Raw genomic sequence first — 16,084 nt, 5'->3', positions numbered from 1 at the left:
CCCCCTCGATGAAGACCCGTCGCCTGACCTCCACCCTCGTCGCCTCCGTGAGCGCGCTCGCCCTCGTCGGTGGGCTGTCCGCGTGCGGTGAGTCCGCCACCGAGAAGGCCGCCAAGGAGGTCGGCTCACGCAACGGCGACGGGTCGATGACCCTCTTCGCGCCGCAGGATCGCGGCGCGCCCGTGGAGCTGGCGGGTGACACCATCGCCGGCAAGACGTGGGACAGCGCGGACGAGCGCGGCCAGGTCGTCGTGGTCAACCTCTGGGCCAGCTGGTGCGGGCCGTGCGCCAAGGAGGCCCCGCACCTCGTCGAGGCCCACCAGGAGACGAAGGGGGAGGACGTCGAGTTCGTCGGCATCAACTACCGCGAGTCCTCCAAGGCGACCGGCCTGGCGCAGGCCAAGGAGTGGGGCTTCACCTGGCCCTCCGTCTACGACAAGTCGGGCAAGAGCGCGATCGACATGCAGGGCAAGATGACCACCCAGCCCTCCACCGCGGTCCTCGACCGTGAGGGGCGGATCGCGGCCGTCGTCCTCGGTCCGGTGACGACCTCGACCCTCGTGGGGGTCGTCCAGGACACGCTGGCAGAAGCCGGATGATCACTGCCCTCCCTTCGCTCACCGCGGCCTCGTCCTCGCTGAGCGACCAGATCAGTGGTGGAGCCCTGCCGCTGGCCGTGCTCGTCGCGGCGCTGGCCGGCCTCGTCTCCTTCGCCACGCCCTGCGTGCTGCCACTCGTCCCCGGGTACCTCGGCTACGTCACCGGCCTGTCCGATGTCGCGCTCGAGAAGCGGGGCAAGGGACGGATGCTCCTCGGGACGCTCCTGTTCATCCTCGGGTTCACCGCGGTCTTCATCCTGCTGTCGATGTTCGTCGCCGGCGTGGGGCAGGTCCTCGGCGAGCACCGCGAGCTGCTCATGCGCGTCGGCGGCGTCCTCGTGATCCTCATGGCCTTCGTCTTCCTCGGGACGGGCACGCAGCGCACCTTCCGACTCCCGATCAAGCCGGTGGCCGGACTCGCCGGAGCGCCGCTGCTCGGTGCGGTCTTCGGCCTCGGCTGGGCCCCTTGCATGGGGCCGACCCTCGCGGCGGTCCTCACGCTCAACCTCACCGGTGACGCGTCGACCACCCGTGCCGTGATCCTGGCCGTCGCCTACTGCCTGGGGCTGGGCCTGCCCTTCCTGCTCATCGCTGCTGCCTACGAGCGCTGGGCGCCCGTGTCGGCCTGGCTGCGCCGCCGCCAGCGCGCGATCCAGGTCGTCGGCGCGCTGCTGCTCATGGTCATCGGCCTGCTGCTGGTCACCGGCGCCTGGGACGGCCTGACGCAGTGGCTGCAGATCCACCTCCTCAACGACATGGAGCTCATCCTCTGATGGCCCGCAGCACCCGGTCCACGCCTGACGTGACGCAGCCCAAGCTCGGGCCCATCGGCTACCTGCGGTGGGGCTGGCGACAGCTGACGAGCATGCGCACCGCGCTCTTCCTGCTCCTGCTGCTCGCGATCGGCGCCGTGCCCGGCTCGGTCTTCCCCCAGCGCAGCCTCGACCCGGCGCGCACCGCCGACTGGATCGCCCGCCACGAGACCACCGGGCCGACCCTCGACAAGCTCGGTGCCTTCGAGGTCTACTCCTCGCCGTGGTTCTCCGCGATCTACCTGCTGCTCTTCATCTCGCTCATCGGCTGCATCCTGCCGCGCACCGCGGTGCACTGGAAGGCCTTGCGCAGCAAGCCTCCTCGCGCGCCGAGGAGGCTCGCTCGGCTCGAGGCCCATGCCGACGGTGAGGTCGACGGCAGCCTCGAGGAGGTCCGCGCGGCCGCCACCGCGGCGCTGCGTGGGCGCCGCTACCGGGTCGCCAGCCACGACGACGCGTCCGTGTCCGCGGAGAAGGGGTACGCCAAGGAGACCGGCAACCTCATCTTCCACACGGCGCTCGTCACCCTCATCATCGGCGTGGCCGTCGGGCACCTGTGGGGCTGGAAGGCCGACATCGTCGTCCCCTCCGGGGACTCCTTCGTCAGCACGGTGACGCGCTACGACACCTTCGCCCCCGGGCCGCTCGTCGACGAGTCCACTCTCTCCCCCTTCGCCATCGAGGTGGAGGAGATGACGGCCGACTTCAACGACCGTGAGCCCGGCGCAGCGACCTTCGGCCAGCCGCGCGACTTCGAGGCGCACGTCAAGGTGGTCGAGGAGGACGGCAACGCCTTCACCGACAGCGTCAAGGTCAACCACCCGCTGGAGATGAAGGGCGCGACCGTCTTCCTCCTCGGCAACGGCTACGCCCCCGTCGTCACGGTCAAGGACAAGGCGGGTGAGGTCCTCTACCAGGGGGCCACCCCCTTCCTCGCGCAGGACGGCAACTACCGCTCGACCGGCGCGATCAAGGTGGGGGCCGCCAAGGAGCAGTTCGGCTTCGTCGGGCTCTTCCTCCCCACCGCCTTCATCGACCCCGACCAGGGCCCGATCTCGGTCTTCCCGGACACCAAGAGCCCGGCGCTCGCGATGAGCATGTACACCGGCGAGCTCTACCCCGACGGCCGTCCGCAGTCGGTCTTCACCCTCGACACGGCATCGATGGAGAAGGTGGAGACCAAGGACGGCAAGGACGCGCTGCGACTGTGGCTGCAGCCCGGCGAGGGCGCCACGCTGCCCGACGGCAAGGGCACGATCACCTTCGACGGTGTCGAGCGCTTCGCGGGCTTCTCGGTCCGGCACGACCCCGGCAAGGGCCTGACCCTGTGGTCGGCGCTGGCTGCTCTGGCCGGCCTGATCGCGACGCTGACCATCAAGCGCCGCCGCGTCTTCGTGCGACTCGTCCAGGAGGGCGAGGTCGTGCGTGTCGACGTGGGCGGCATGAGCAAGGACGACGACGAGGGCCTCCTCGAGATCGTCCAGGAGATCCGCGACGAGCTCGTGGGACAATCGAGGACATCATGACGAACGAGATGCTGGCCCAGAACGCCAACTACGCGCTGGCCTCGGCCGCGCTGGTGATCACCGTGGCGATGCTCTGCTACGCCCTCTACCTCGCGCAGGCCGTGCCCGTGCGAGAGCAGGCGACGGCGGACGCCAAGGTTCCCGCGACCGTCGGGGGTGGCGACTCCGCCGAGCCCGGCACCACAGACCCGGACGAAGGGGGTGCTGCCGCGGAGGTCGTGAGCGAGACCCCTGCTCGGGCCCGCAAGGCGGCCGGCATCGCCCAGTCCCTGTCGTGGCTGGGCGCCGCTCTGCTGCTGCTCTCGTGCATCTTCCGTGGGCTGGCCGTGCAGCGCTTCCCGCTGGGCAACCTCTTCGAGTTCAGCATCGCCGGCGCCTTCTTCGCCATGGCGGTCTACTGCGTGGCGACCCTGCGCCGTGACGTGCGCTGGCTGGGCGTCTTCGTCACCGCCTTCGTCACGCTGCTGCTGATGGTCGCGTCGACCGCCTGGTACGTCGAGGCCGACGAGCTCGTGCCCTCGCTGAAGTCCTACTGGCTGCCGATCCACGTCACGGTCGCGACCCTGTCCGTCGGGATCTTCGTCGTCGGCGCCATCGTGTCGGCCCTCTACCTGATGAGCGACCGGGGGGTGGGCGGTGAGCGCTTCTGGCGCAAGCTGCCGGACGCCAAGTCCCTCGAGAAGTTCTCCTACTCGCTGCACATCATCGGCTTCCCGCTGTGGACCTTCACGCTCATCGCGGGCGCGATCTGGGCCCGCGAGGCCTGGGGCTCCTACTGGAACTGGGACCCCAAGGAGGTGTGGACCTTCGTCATCTGGACCGTCTACGCCGCCTACCTGCACGCCCGAGCGACCAAGAACACCTCACGTCGCACGGCGAACTGGATCGCCATCGCCGGCTTCGCGTGCATCGTCATCAACTACACGGTCGTGAATTTTTACTTCATCGGCCAGCACAGCTACGCCCAGTGAGGCTCTGACATGGTCCGCTACACCCTGCTCCGCATGATGATCTTCTTCGGCTGCCTCGCGCTGCTGTGGCTGGTCGGCCTGCGCGAGCCCACCGAGCTGCCCTGGCTGGTCGTCGGCGCAGCGCTCGCCTCGATGATCATCTCGGCGGTCGTCCTGCGGCCCTTCCGGGCCGAGATGATCCAGCAGATCCAGGACCGTCAGGCCGCCAAGGAGAACGCCCGCTCGGCGCGCACCGACACCGACGAGGCCGTCGAGGACGCTGCTCGGGAGCGCTCGGACGCCGCACCTCTGGCGAAGTCGGCCGACGAGGAGCCCGAGACCTTCCGCTGAGTGGCGACGCGCCCGGCCTCGGATTGGGTGTCGCCCAAGGTCTTCGGTGAGTGTCCCTACCCGGCGTCGTTAGGGGGGCCTGGCGTCGTTGTGCCGGCATGGCCGACGACCGGTTGTCGGCCATGCCGGCACATCGACGCCGGGCGTGAGCGCCGGCCACGACGAAGGCCCCCGCTCCGGTGAGCGAGGGCCTGTCGGGCGAAGGGGGTCAGCGCGCGAGCGGGGCGAAGAGCCAGACCGCCCACATCAGCTCGGCGAAGCCGGTGAGCGCGAGTGCGGGGATGAGCGCGCGGCCGGTCTCGCCGGAGCGCACGGCCTGGATGCCCGGCCAGGCGATGACGAGGCCGAGCAGGCCGAGCGGGGCCCACGGGCGCCAGAAGGCCATGAGCAGGGTGCAGACGATCGCGACAGCGAAAAGTCCGAGGTAGAGCTGGCGGGTGCGGGCATCCCCGAGGCGCACCGCCAGGGTCCGCTTGCCCGTCACCGAGTCGGTCGGGATGTCGCGCAGGTTGTTGGCGACGAGGATCGCCGTGGCCAGTGACCCGACGGCGATCGCGCCGAGCACGCCCACGACGGTGAGGGTCCCGATCTGGGTGTACAGGGTGCCGAGGGTCGCGACGAGCCCGAAGAAGATGAAGACGTAGACCTCGCCGAGGCCGCGGTAGCCGTAGGGGTTGTCGCCGCCGGTGTAGCGCCAGGCCGCGATGATCGCCAGGACGCCGATCGGGATGAGGATCCACGCCTGGCTCAGGGCCACGAGCGTGAAGCCGGCGAAGGCCCCGAGCCCGAAGAAGGTGAAGGCCGCGATCTTGACGTTCGCCGGGTCGGCGAGACGCTGGCCGACCAGCCGGACCGGGCCGACTCGCTCCTCGTCGGTGCCGCGGATGCCGTCGCTGTAGTCGTTGGCGTAGTTGACGCCGATCTGCAGGCAGCAGGAGACGAGCATGGCGAGCAGCGCGAGCCCGAGGTTGGCGCCCGGCAGCCCCTCCTCGGGGTTCCGGTGGGCTGCTGCCGCTGCGGTACCGACGATGACGGGGGCGATTGCTGCGGGGAGGGTTCGCGGACGGGCGCCGGCGATCCACTGCTTGATGGTGGCCACGATCGCCGATCCTACGAGGCGGTCAGGCTCCGAGCAGCCGCGCCACGGCGGTGCGGTCCGGTTTGCCCGGGCCGCGCATGGGCAGCTCCGCGACGACGAGCACCCGACGGGGGAGGGCAGCGGCCTCGAGATGGGGCCGCAGCATGTCGCGGATCTCGGCGACGCCACCCTCCGGGACCGGGCCGACCGGCGGCCCCCCGGGGGAGGTGACGACGGCCAGCGCCACGGACTGACCCCACTGCGGGTCGGGCACGCCCACGACGACGGCTTCGGTCACCGCGGCGATGTGCGCCACGACGGCCTCCTCGACGACGCGTGGCGCGATCTTGAGCCCGCCGGTGTTGATGATGTCGTCGGCGCGACCGGTGACGCTCACCCGACCGTCACCGTCGACGGACCCGAGGTCGCCGGTGCGGAACCAGCGCTGCCCCCCTTCGGTCGTGAAGGCGTCGCTCTCCCGGCCGAGGTAGCCGTGCGCGACGACTGCGCCGCCGAGCTCCAGGACGCCGTCGGCGCCGGCGCGGGCCGCGACGCCCTTGAGGGGCTTGCCGTTGTAGACGCAGCCGCCGCCGGTCTCGGACATGCCGTAGGTCGTGACGACCCGGACGCCCTCGGAGCGGGCCCGATCGAGCAGCGTGCGCGGGGTGGCCGCGCCGCCGACGAGGATCGCGTCGAAGCGTCGCAGCGCCTCCAGCCCCAGCGGGTCCTCGACGAGGCGGGCGAGCAGGGTCGGGACGAGCGAGGTGTAGCGGCGCTCCCCGTGCATGCCCGCCGTGGCCTGGACGAGGTCGAAGGGGGTGACGCTCCCGGGGTCGAGGACCACCGGGGTGGTCCCGGCGGCGACGCTGCGCAGGAGGACCTGCAGGCCCGCGATGTGGTGCGCAGGGAGGGCGAGCAGCCACTGGCCGTGGCCGCCCAGGCGCTCGGCCGTCGCGTCCGCGCTCGCGATGAGGCCGGCCGCGGTGAGCAGCGAGAGCTTGGGGGTGCCGGTCGAGCCGGAGGTCGCGATGGCGACAGCCAGATCGTCGGGCAGGTCGCCGGCGGGCAGGTCCGGCGACGTGTCCGGTGCGTGCGGGTGGATCGGCGCCGTCCCGGTCAGCGCGCGCTCGAGCGAAGGGAGTGACTCGAGGACCGCGGGTCCGGTGGGGAGGGGGAGCGTGGTGATGGTCATGGGCGGGTCATCCACTTGTCCGCGAAGTGTGCGCGCACCACGTCGGAGGGGATCGCTCGCGACGGGTCAGCCTTCAACGAGTCGTAGGCATCGGCCACTTCGGTGAACAGCCATGGCTCAGTGGAGGGGTCGACGTCCTCGATGCTTTCCCGCATGGACCGAGTTTAGGTGGTCAAGCCGGTCGGACGACGAGGCCTGTCCACAGCGCACGTGCAGGCACCCAGACCTCAGAGCGACCGAAGCTGAGCGGGCGCGGTGGGTGCGCGTGAAGAAGGTCTGAGACCCCCTGGTGCGCACAACGCCGAGGCGACACGGGACCGGTCGTCTCCACGGTCACCGCAGTCGCGCGCAGTTGTCCTTCACCTCGACCTGACTTGTGTAGCGGCCGAGGAGATCACTGAAGCTGCCTGCCTCGTAGTCCCTCTCCTTGAACGTCGAGTCGATGCGCAGGATCTGGTTCTTCAGGGCGCTGAGAGCGTGCCAATCACGTTCGGGGTGCTGCGCAATCAGGCCCTGGAGCGCCTCGTTGATCAGTGGGTAGGGCCGACGCGGTGTGCGTGGCCCGTGACTCGGTGTCGGCGCGCCCTTCGATGCATGCGGAGCGTCGTCCTTCGCCTGTGCTTCGAGTTTCTCCCTGTCGTCCAGCAACTCGTCGTAGTCGATGTAGACGTCGCAGGCACTGGCCAAGGTCTTGCTGATGCTGCCCGCGACGCCCACGCCCAGCACCACACGGCCAAGGCGGCGGGCTCGCTGGGCGAGGGGAACAAAGTCGGAGTCGCCAGCGGCGATCACGACGTGCGTGATGTCGGGATGCAGGTAGAGGTCCTCGATGGCGTCCACGGCGAGCCGGATGTCGGCGCCGTTCTTCGTCTTCGCAGCGGGGAAGAGCTGGACCAACTCGACCGCACGGGCCACGAGTTGCTCCTTGTAGTCCGCGTTCTTCTTGACCGACCAATCGGCGTAGGCCCGCGAGATGGTCAGGCGCCCATAGCGGGTGGCGAAGTCGAGCAGGACGTTGATGGCCACCTCTGCCGAGTCTCCGGACTCCTTCACCTGACTGGCGCGGGAGATGACGACGTTGTCGAAGTCGATGTAGATCGCCACGCGGGACTCGGGCTGACCCATCAGCAGAACCTCAGAAGTACCAGGGGAAGGGCGACCAGTCAGGCTCACGCTTCTCGAGGAACTGGTCGCGTCCCTCGACGGCCTCGTCGGTCATGTACGCCAGGCGAGTCGCCTCGCCGGCGAAGACCTGCTGGCCCATGAGCCCGTCGTCGGTGAGGTTGAAGGCGAACTTGAGCATGCGGATCGCGGTGGGCGACTTGGCCATGATCTCGCGGGCCATCGTCAGAGCCTCGACCTCGAGCTCGGCGTGGTCGACGACCGCGTTGACCGCGCCCATCTCGAACATCTCCTGACCGGTGTAGGTCCGGCCGAGGAAGAAGATCTCGCGAGCACGCTTCTGCCCCACCATCTTGGCGAGGTAGGCGCTGCCGTAGCCACCGTCGAAGGAGCCCACGTCGGCGTCGGTCTGCTTGAAGCGCGCGTGCTGGCTGGCGAGCGTCATGTCGCACACGACGTGCAGCGAGTGACCGCCGCCTGCCGCCCACCCGCCGACGAGGGCGATGACGACCTTGGGCATGGTGCGGATGAGGCGCTGGACCTCGAGGATGTGCAGGCGCCCCCCTTCGGCCTTGACGCGACGCTCGTCGATGCCCGCGACGCTGTCGTCGCCGGTCGGGTCGGCCGCGTACTGGTAGCCGGAGCGGCCGCGGATGCGCTGGTCGCCACCGGTGCAGAAGGACCAGCCCTCGGTGGTCGCGCTGCTGCCCTCGCGCGGGGTCGGGCCGTTGCCGGTGAGCAGGACGACGCCCACGTCGGAGGTGCGACGGGCGTGGTCGAGGGTGCGGTGGAGCTCGTCGACCGTGTGCGGACGGAAGGCGTTGAGGATCTCCGGCCGGTCGAAGGCGATGCGGACGCACCCCACGTCCTTGGCCCGGTGGTAGGTGAGGTCGGTGAGGTCCTCGAAGCCGGGGACCACCTCCCAGGCCTGTGGGTCGAAGGTCTCGCTGACGTTGTCCAGTGCGCTCACGGGGGTGAGCCTACTGACCGGCACGCTCCGGTCGATGGGCGCCCGATTGCGCGCGGCCGGTCGCATTCGTTAAAGTGACAACTGTTGTAAGTGCAATCAATCGGAAGGACGCGCACATGCGCCGCCACCAGATCGACTCCGCCCTCCTCGTCCTCCGGGTCGCGGGCGGGCTGACCATCTTCCTCCACGGATGGCAGAAGCTGACCGGAGCAGGCTTCGGCGGGGTCGGGGACATGTTCGCCGGGATGGGTGTGCCGCTCGCCGGCGTGGCGGGTCCGATGACCCTCCTCGTCGAGCTCGTCGGCGGGATCCTCATCGTCCTCGGGCTCGGCACCCGCGTCGTCTCGGCGATCTACGCCGCCGTCATGCTCGGGGCGCTCGTCATCGTCCACCTGGCCGCCGGCTTCTTCGTCGCCGAGGGTGGCTACGAGCTGGTCCTGATCCTCGGCGCCGTGGCCGCTGCGCTGGCCCTCGCCGGCCCGGGAGCGTGGTCGCTCGACGCGGTCATCGCCGGGCGCCGTCGTGCGGACGCGACGGTCGACGACACAGAGCGCGAGCGCGTCGCGGCCTGACCGCGCACGACCGTCGGGCCGGAGCCCCCTTCGTCACGACGACAAAGGGGGCTCCGCTCATGCGACGAGGCTGATCAGCAGCACCATCGGCAAGGAGACGACCGCGCCGAGCGAGGTGGCGAGGGTCAGCGTCTTGAGCGCGCCCTTGGTCGACAGCCCCAGCAGGCTCTTGAACATCCAGAAGAAGTTGCTGTTGACGTGCAGCGCGAACATCGCGCCCGAGGCGATCGCCAGGCCGATGACGACCGGGTCGACACCCGTCGAGGCGACCACCGGGCCGATGATGCCGGCCGCCGTGATCGCGCCGACCGACACCGAGCCGATGGCGAAGTGCAGCAGCGCGGCGATGAACCAGGCCAGCAGCACGCTGATCAGCACCGGTGCGCCGGCGTCCGCGGAGAAGAGGCCCTTGAGCGTGTCGCCGAGGCCGGTCGCCTTGATGACCGCGCCGAGCGAGCCGCCGATGCCGGTGATGAGCAGGATCTCGCCGGTGGTGCGGAAGCCGCTGGACAGCGCATTCTCGGTACCGTCCCCGCCGAGCGTGGTCCGGCCGATGAGGAAGGCGATGAGCAGACCGATGAAGAGCGCGATGTTGGCGTTGCCGAAGAAGGCGATGACGTCGTTGCTGCGCTTGAAGAGCTCCATGAAGGCGCCGAAGGCGATGAGGACCAGCGGCACGAGGATGGGGGAGAGGCGCACGAGCAGCGGGAGCCGGAGGGCGCGCTCGGGGACGGCGTCCGGGTCCTCGACATCGGTGGCGACGTGGTCGGCGTCGCGCGGGGTGGACTCGGCATCGGCGCGGGCGAGGTAGGTGCGGTGACCCGGGTTGTCGGGGTGCTCCTCCTCGTCGGGGTCGATGTCGGTCAGCTCGTTCCAGAGGCCGGCGCGCAGCAGGAGGCGGAAGAGGAGCGTCGTCACCAAGGCCGTGGCCAGCCCGATGGGGGCGCCGAAGACGAGGTAGCGACCGAGTGGGACCTCCAGGAGCCCGGCGACCGCGACAGCGGCCAACCCCGGGACGACGAAGACGTAGCCGGCGAAGATGCCGATCCCGATGGCGCCGGCGAGCCAGGGCAGGCCCTTCTTGCGGTCGACGACCGGCGCGGCCTGGCGGGCCATGGGGGAGGCGAGGACGACCTGCACGTCGACGTAGATCGACGGGAAGATCGTGGCCAGCGCTGCCGCCATGGCGTACGGGAGCTTGCCGCCCACCCGGCGGGCGATGATCTCCACGAGTGCGCGGAAGGTCCCGGTGGCCTGCAGCAGCGAGCCGATGAGCACGCCGAAGCCGATGAGCAGGCCGACCTCGCCCATGATCTCGCCGAAGCCGCCGGTGATCTCCGTGACGGTCTTCTCCAGGCCCACCCCTGCCGACAGCCCGAGGAAGACCGAGGCGATGATCAGCGAGATCACCGGATCGACCTTGAAGCGGATGATGAGCAGGATCGCCAGGGCGATCGCGATGAGGGTCAGCGCAATGGTCACCCGCCGAGCCTACGCGTCTGTGACGCCCCTCACAGGACGGGCTCAGGTGCGGTTGATGTCGAACATCCGCCTCGTGGCAGCTTCGCGGCGCTCGCGATCAACCACGTGGCCAAGGCGGTCAGCACCGTGCTGTGACCGTCCACATCCCGCACGCCGGGCCGGGGTCCGTCCACAGCAGGCGAAGGGGGGTCCCCCTCGCTCTTCGTAGGCGGTGGGGTGGAGTGCACGGCCACACACCGGGGGCGGCCACGACGGGAGGACAGCACATGGTCGACGGGATGATCAGGGAAGCGGACGGGCTCTTCGGACCTGAGCGCTGGTACGTCGAGCACGAGACGCACGACGAGGACGACGGGTACGACCAGCAGGCAGCGCGTGGAGGTCTCGGCGAGCTCACCGAGATCGTGGTCATCGACGGGCACGTCGTCGAGTCCTGCCGGCGGCCGATCAGTGGCAGTGGGTACGAGTGCGCTGCGCTCGAGCTGGACCACCTGCGCGGGAGGGCGCCCGCGCCGATCGTCCAACGGGTCGAGGTACGTGTGCCTCCGCACGAGGCGATGCTCGACTGGCTCACCCGGGTCGTCGGCGGGGAGCGGCCGCTCGCCGAGCTCGACGCCCAGCCGCTCCCGGCCTCGTCGCCGGTCGACGTCGGTGGGTTCCCGGACCAGGAGCGCGAGCTCGCGCAGGCGGTCGACGAGCAGCTCGCGCGGGCCTCCGCCGGGTGGCTCGTCACCGACGAGGTGCTCACCGCGTGTCGTCGCCTGCTGACGGCAGCCGCGACGGCGGGCACGTTGCGCCTGTGGCGCGACCTCGAGCCCGCCAAGGTCGCCGCTGTCGTCGTGCACTGCATCGTCAAGGCCAACGGCCTGGCGGGGGCGGGGGCGCCCTTCACCGTCGCGCACTGGCTGCGTGACCTCGGGACGACCCAGGCACCGTCGAGCCGGTCGGCGACCCTCGCCACGACGATCGGCGGCAGTCGCTGGGCGCACGGGCAGACGCCGACCGAGGTCCCTGACGTCTACGTGCTCGGGGACGCAGGCATGCTCGTCAGCCGATTTCGCCGGGAGCTCATGGACTACCGCGACCTCGCGGTCAGGATCCGCGAGGAGTGACTCGCCCCCAGCGGGCGAGCCGTGGTGCACCATGTCCCCATGGCGAGCACGCAGTCGACCCGGATACGCCGGGCTGTCCAGAGGTACGCCGCGAGCCAAGAGGAGCTGCGCGGCGTCACCGACGCCTATGTCGCGCTCGTGACCCGGCTGCTGGACGACGCCGGTATCAACTACCTGGCGGTGACGGGCCGGACCAAGTCGGTGGAGTCCTTCGCCGGCAAGGCCGCACGACGGCTGCAGGGCGGCCGACTCGCACACCCCAAGCCGCTGAGCGACATCACCGACCAGGTCGGTGTGCGCGTGGTGACCTATGTCCTCGCCGACGTCGACGCGGTGGCGCAGCTGCTCTCCTCCCAGCTCGTGGTGCGCGAGGACCGGGACATGGGCCAGGAGACGGCCGATGCCGGACGCTTCGGCTACTCCAGCCGCCACCTGCTGGTCGCCCTCGACGAGGAGCGCGCGGAGGCGGGCATCCCGACGGATCGACCGGCCTCGGTGCAGATCCGCACGGTGCTCCAGCACGCCTGGGCCGAGTTCGAGCACGACGTCCGGTACAAGGGCTCGGTCTCGGCCGAGCACGCCCCCGACTTCGACCGCCGCTTCACCCTCGCCGCCGGTCTGCTCGAGCTGGCCGACCAGCAGTTCTCGGCCATCAGGGACCGCCACCGCGAGGAGCTCACCTCGCCGGCCGAGGGCGCTGACGACGACCCCCGGATCAGCCCGACCGACCTGGCGGCCTTCCTCGCCGGCCAGTTCACCGACGCCGGCTGGTCGCGCACCGACCACTACGCGTGGATCAGCGGGCTGCTGCTCGAGCTGGGCATCGGCTCGCTCTCCGAGCTGCGTGAGGTCCTGCGCGACGTCGACGTCGAGTCGATCGAGGGACACATGGGCTATCGCTACCCGCCCGGCGCAGTCCGTCGCCTCGACGACGCGCTGCTGTCCGTCTACGGCGACCACTACGTGGCGCTGCACGGCAATGCGCACCGCATCCCGCTGCTGACGGCCCGGCTCGGCCGGCTCGCCGACTGATCCGCGGCGGGGCTGCCGGGTTACCGTCTGCCCCATGGCCCTGCACCTGTACCAGCTCTCCGTCGACGCGCATGACCATGCGGCCCTCGCGAGGTGGTGGGCCGACGTGCTCGGGTGGCGCGTGGACTACGAGGACGAGCACGAGTGCAATGTCGTGCCCCCCGAGCACACCGACGACCCGGTGGACGACACGGCGAGGTGGATGACGCGCCGGACCTCGCTCGTCTTCGCCCCCGTGCCCGAGGGCAAGACGATCAAGAACCGCCTGCACATCGACCTGGCCCCGCACATCGACCAGGACCGCGACGCGGAGATCGAGGCGCTGCTGGCCAAGGGAGCCACTCGCGTCGACGTCGGCCAGACCCACGATGTCACCTGGACCGTGCTCGCCGACCCGGAGGGCAACGAGTTCTGCGTGCTCTCCTCCCGCGACCGATGAGCCGCGTGCAGCCCACGCAGTGGCCGGACTCCGTCGACGAGCTGCTCGACGGGCTGCGAGTGGTGACCCTGCCGCTCAACACCCGCTTCCGCGGCGTCGACGAGCGCGAGGTCGCGCTCGTCCAAGGACCCTGCGGTTTTGGAGAGTTCGCCCCCTTCGTCGAGTACGGACCGACCGAGGCGGCGCGCTGGCTCGACGCCGCGGTCGAGGCCGCGTGGACGACGTGGCCCGACCCGGTGCGCACCGAGGTGCCGGTCAACGCGACCGTGCCCGCGGTGCCGGCCGAGCGCGTCGCACAGGTGCTGAGCCGGTACGACGGCTGCACCACGGCCAAGATCAAGGTCGCCGAGCGCGGCCAGGTCGAGCAGGACGACATCGACCGGGTGGCCGCCGTCCGCGACCTCATGGGGCCCGACGCGCGGATCCGCGTGGACGCCAACGGCGGGTGGTCACTCACCCAGGCGGCCGACATGCTGGCCAGGTTGGCCCCCTTCGAGCTGGAGTACGCCGAGCAGCCGTGCGCCGACGTGCGGGACCTCGCCCATCTGCGGATCGACTTGGCGCACAACGGTGTCGATGTGCCCATCGCCGCGGACGAGTCCATCCGCAAGGCGGAAGACCCCTTCGAGGTCGCCCGTCTGCGTGCTGCTGATGTCATCGTCGTCAAGGTCGCGCCGCTCGGCGGCGTGGCCGCTGCACTGCGCATCGTCGACGAGTGCGGCCTCCCGGCCGTCGTCTCCTCGGCCATCGACTCCAGCATCGGACTGCGGGCCGGCGTCGCCCTCGCCGCCGCGCTGCCGAGCCTCGAGCATGCCTGCGGACTGGGCACCGGCGCGCTGCTCGCGGCAGATGTCACGACCGCCCCACTCCTGCCCGTCGGCGGTGTGCTGCCCGTGCGTGAGGTGGTCCCCGACGAGGAGCTGTTGGTGCAGCACGCGTCTCCTGCCCACCGTGAGCGGTGGTGGCGCGAGCGGGTGCGCGCGGCCTGGGCCGCACGCGGCTGAGCGCTCGTCCACATCCCGGCCAGGGGTGTGGTCAGACATGCACAGCGAGGCGAAGGGAGCCCCGCTCACCGCGTCGAGGCGGTGGGCTGGGTCCATGGACATGGGGACATTCCTTCCGGGGGAGCTGAGCGGAGTCGCGGCCCGACTGGATCGGAGCGCGCAGCGACTCGAGGTGTGCGCGGCGCAGGTGCGCGTCGCGACGGCGACGACCTGGCGGGGCGGGGCCGCGGACCTGCACCGTGACCGGGTCACCGGCCACGCCGACGACATCACGACCCTCGCGAGTCGAGTTCGCGAGAGCGCGCGCCTGGTCCGCGAGCTGCAGGCCGTCGCCGAGTCCCGGCTGCGGCTGATCGGCGACGTCGACCTGACCGTCGGGCTGCTGCCGTGAGCGGCATCGAGGTCACCGGAGGTGTCGCGGGCCTGTCGGTCGGGCTCGCCGAGCTCGAGGACTCTGCCCACAGGCTGCGCGGCATCGGGACCCAGCTGACGGAGATCGCCGTGTCGGTGGCCTCGGTGGCGACCGAGCCACGGCTGGTGCTGGCCGGGGTGCTTGCACCGCGTGAGCTCATGGCCGTCGAGCTGGCCCTGCTCGGCTGCTCAGGCGCCTCAGGGGTGGCCGGCGCAGCGGCCGATGTCGTCGCCACCTCGCTCGCGACGACCACCGCGGTGCGGACCTACCGGGCGGGCGAGGGCGCCGCCGAGGCCCTCACCGACGGCATCGCGACCGCAGCCGGGCGCTGGGTGGGGCGGAGCGCCGGCCCGGTGCTCCTCGGAGCGGGGGTGGTGGTCGCGCCAGTCGCCGCCGCCGTGCTGTCCGTGCCCGCCGGCCGAGATGCCGCACTGGCCGTGGGGCTCGGCCTCGGTCGAGAGGTGGACGAGATCCTCTTCGACCACCCTTGGCTCGTCCCGGTGGCAGCAGACGGGCTCGACGGACTGGTCCTCGGGCTCGGCGAAGGGGTCCCCGCCCTCGGCGTGCTGATGGCCCGGCGCAGCGGCCGGGCAGGAGCGAGCTACCCGCCCCGGACGCAGGAGGAGGCGCTCGCCGTCGTCCTCGCGACGACCCGGGGGGTGATGCTCGACGAGAGCAGCAAGGACGTCCGCCTCACGGCACACGCCCCTCGGGTCGGGGTGGCTCCCCGGGGGGTTGGCGACCTCGTGACGGGCGACGGACCCACGTCGGGCGGGTCGCGGGTTCGGGTGTCCGGCATCCCTCAGCCGGACGGGTCCTGGACCTGGGTGGTCGACGTGCCGGGGACGCAGACCTTCGACCCACGAGCCGGCAGCAACCCCTACGACATGACGAGCAACATCCTGCTCGCCGCTGGTCAGCGCACCCGCACCATGCAGGCCGTCGTCGACGCGGTCGAGGACGCCCGTCGCCGCACGGGCGACACCGGCCCCCCACGCGTGATGGTCACCGGTCACAGCCAGGGCGGGCTCACGGCGGCGGCGCTCGCGGCGGACCCCGCCTTCAGGGCGCGGCTCGGCATCACCCATGTCGTGACCTCGGCGGCTCCCGTGGCGCGCCTCGACATCCCGCAGGACGTGTCCGTCCTCAGCCTCGAGCACACGCAGGACCTCGTGCCGGCGTCCGAGGGCGCGGACAACCCCGACCGGGCGAGCTGGGTGAGCGTGGAGCGGTCGATCGCCGACGAGCTGGGTCCCGACGGGCGGGCGACGCAGGCTCATGACAACGGGCTTTACGCGGACACGGCACGGATGGTCGACGCGAGCGATGATCCGTCGATCGCTGCCTGGCGGGACGGCGCCGCTGCCTATGTCGGTGGCTTCGGTGGCCCCACCGTGACGATCGACTACGACATCGAGCGCCGATGAACCA

At 70.9% G+C, this 16,084-nt stretch carries 18 protein-coding genes; 12 read left to right on the top strand and 6 right to left on the bottom strand.

The window, feature by feature from the left end; genetic code table 11:
* Positions 1–8: 8 nt before the first annotated feature.
* The 5 genes from ASG73_RS14885 to ASG73_RS14865 are packed head-to-tail and all read left to right on the top strand — an operon-like array spanning position 9 to position 4,238.
* Entirely contained in the window at positions 9–599 is a 591-nt protein-coding gene (locus ASG73_RS14885; RefSeq protein WP_055996932.1) for a TlpA disulfide reductase family protein, read from the top strand.
* Positions 596–1,372, top strand: a complete 777-nt coding sequence (locus ASG73_RS14880; protein WP_082567286.1) for a cytochrome c biogenesis CcdA family protein — start codon at positions 596–598, stop codon at positions 1,370–1,372. Before ASG73_RS14885 ends, ASG73_RS14880 begins: the two co-directional genes overlap by 4 nt.
* Entirely contained in the window at positions 1,372–2,937 is a 1,566-nt protein-coding gene (resB, locus tag ASG73_RS14875) for a cytochrome c biogenesis protein ResB (RefSeq protein WP_055996929.1), read from the top strand. The genes ASG73_RS14880 and resB overlap by 1 nt, the downstream gene beginning before the upstream one ends.
* Entirely contained in the window at positions 2,934–3,908 is a 975-nt protein-coding gene (gene ccsB, locus ASG73_RS14870; protein WP_055996927.1) for a c-type cytochrome biogenesis protein CcsB, read from the top strand. Before resB ends, ccsB begins: the two co-directional genes overlap by 4 nt.
* 9 nt (positions 3,909–3,917) lie before the next feature.
* Positions 3,918–4,238 (top strand): DUF4229 domain-containing protein, encoded by a 321-nt coding sequence (locus ASG73_RS14865; protein WP_055996924.1) that lies wholly within the window; start codon positions 3,918–3,920, stop codon positions 4,236–4,238.
* Between the two features lie 208 nt (positions 4,239–4,446).
* Here ASG73_RS14865 and ASG73_RS14860 read toward each other — a convergent pair whose 3' ends face one another.
* From ASG73_RS14860 to ASG73_RS14845, 5 genes are all read right to left on the bottom strand, one after another.
* Entirely contained in the window at positions 4,447–5,337 is an 891-nt protein-coding gene (locus tag ASG73_RS14860) for a 1,4-dihydroxy-2-naphthoate polyprenyltransferase (RefSeq protein WP_055996920.1), read from the bottom strand.
* 22 nt (positions 5,338–5,359) lie between these two features.
* Positions 5,360–6,508 carry an o-succinylbenzoate--CoA ligase gene (gene menE / locus ASG73_RS14855; protein ID WP_055996916.1) on the bottom strand — a complete coding sequence of 383 codons (1,149 nt, stop codon included), beginning with the start codon at positions 6,506–6,508 and terminating at the stop codon, positions 5,360–5,362.
* On the bottom strand, positions 6,505–6,663 hold the full coding sequence (locus ASG73_RS17965; protein WP_156466313.1) for a hypothetical protein: 159 nt from the start codon (positions 6,661–6,663) through the stop codon (positions 6,505–6,507). The genes menE and ASG73_RS17965 overlap by 4 nt, the downstream gene beginning before the upstream one ends.
* Before the next feature lie 178 nt (positions 6,664–6,841).
* Entirely contained in the window at positions 6,842–7,612 is a 771-nt protein-coding gene (locus tag ASG73_RS14850) for an NYN domain-containing protein (protein WP_235499472.1), read from the bottom strand.
* Between the two features lie 31 nt (positions 7,613–7,643).
* The gene (locus ASG73_RS14845; protein ID WP_055997621.1) at positions 7,644–8,600 is read right to left on the bottom strand and encodes a 1,4-dihydroxy-2-naphthoyl-CoA synthase; all 957 of its coding nucleotides are present in this window, start codon (positions 8,598–8,600) and stop codon (positions 7,644–7,646) included.
* Positions 8,601–8,716: 116 nt separating this feature from the next.
* Between ASG73_RS14845 and ASG73_RS14840 the strand changes: the two genes are divergently transcribed.
* Entirely contained in the window at positions 8,717–9,172 is a 456-nt protein-coding gene (locus tag ASG73_RS14840) for a DoxX family protein (RefSeq protein ID WP_055996910.1), read from the top strand.
* Between the two features lie 57 nt (positions 9,173–9,229).
* Here ASG73_RS14840 and ASG73_RS14835 read toward each other — a convergent pair whose 3' ends face one another.
* Positions 9,230–10,654 (bottom strand): GntP family permease, encoded by a 1,425-nt coding sequence (locus tag ASG73_RS14835; protein WP_055996908.1) that lies wholly within the window; start codon positions 10,652–10,654, stop codon positions 9,230–9,232.
* 278 nt (positions 10,655–10,932) lie between these two features.
* Here ASG73_RS14835 and ASG73_RS14830 point away from each other — a divergent pair, with 278 nt between their 5' ends.
* From ASG73_RS14830 to ASG73_RS14805, 6 genes are all read left to right on the top strand, one after another.
* Positions 10,933–11,766 carry a hypothetical protein gene (locus ASG73_RS14830; protein ID WP_156466312.1) on the top strand — a complete coding sequence of 278 codons (834 nt, stop codon included), beginning with the start codon at positions 10,933–10,935 and terminating at the stop codon, positions 11,764–11,766.
* 39 nt (positions 11,767–11,805) lie between these two features.
* Positions 11,806–12,798 carry a GTP pyrophosphokinase gene (locus ASG73_RS14825; RefSeq protein ID WP_055997618.1) on the top strand — a complete coding sequence of 331 codons (993 nt, stop codon included), beginning with the start codon at positions 11,806–11,808 and terminating at the stop codon, positions 12,796–12,798.
* Positions 12,799–12,832: 34 nt separating this feature from the next.
* Positions 12,833–13,237: a VOC family protein gene (locus ASG73_RS14820; protein ID WP_055996903.1), complete on the top strand. Its 405-nt coding sequence runs from the start codon at positions 12,833–12,835 to the stop codon at positions 13,235–13,237.
* Positions 13,234–14,241 (top strand): o-succinylbenzoate synthase, encoded by a 1,008-nt coding sequence (locus ASG73_RS14815; protein ID WP_055996900.1) that lies wholly within the window; start codon positions 13,234–13,236, stop codon positions 14,239–14,241. The genes ASG73_RS14820 and ASG73_RS14815 overlap by 4 nt, the downstream gene beginning before the upstream one ends.
* A 94-nt stretch (positions 14,242–14,335) precedes the next feature.
* Positions 14,336–14,632: a hypothetical protein gene (locus tag ASG73_RS14810; RefSeq protein WP_055996896.1), complete on the top strand. Its 297-nt coding sequence runs from the start codon at positions 14,336–14,338 to the stop codon at positions 14,630–14,632.
* On the top strand, positions 14,629–16,080 hold the full coding sequence (locus ASG73_RS14805; protein ID WP_055996893.1) for a PGAP1-like alpha/beta domain-containing protein: 1,452 nt from the start codon (positions 14,629–14,631) through the stop codon (positions 16,078–16,080). Before ASG73_RS14810 ends, ASG73_RS14805 begins: the two co-directional genes overlap by 4 nt.
* Positions 16,081–16,084: the final 4 nt, after the last annotated feature.

This window comes from Janibacter sp. Soil728 (assembly GCF_001428305.1).
Taxonomy (GTDB): Bacteria; Actinomycetota; Actinomycetes; order Actinomycetales; family Dermatophilaceae; genus Janibacter.
This window is presented reverse-complemented; position numbering and strand designations above follow the sequence as displayed.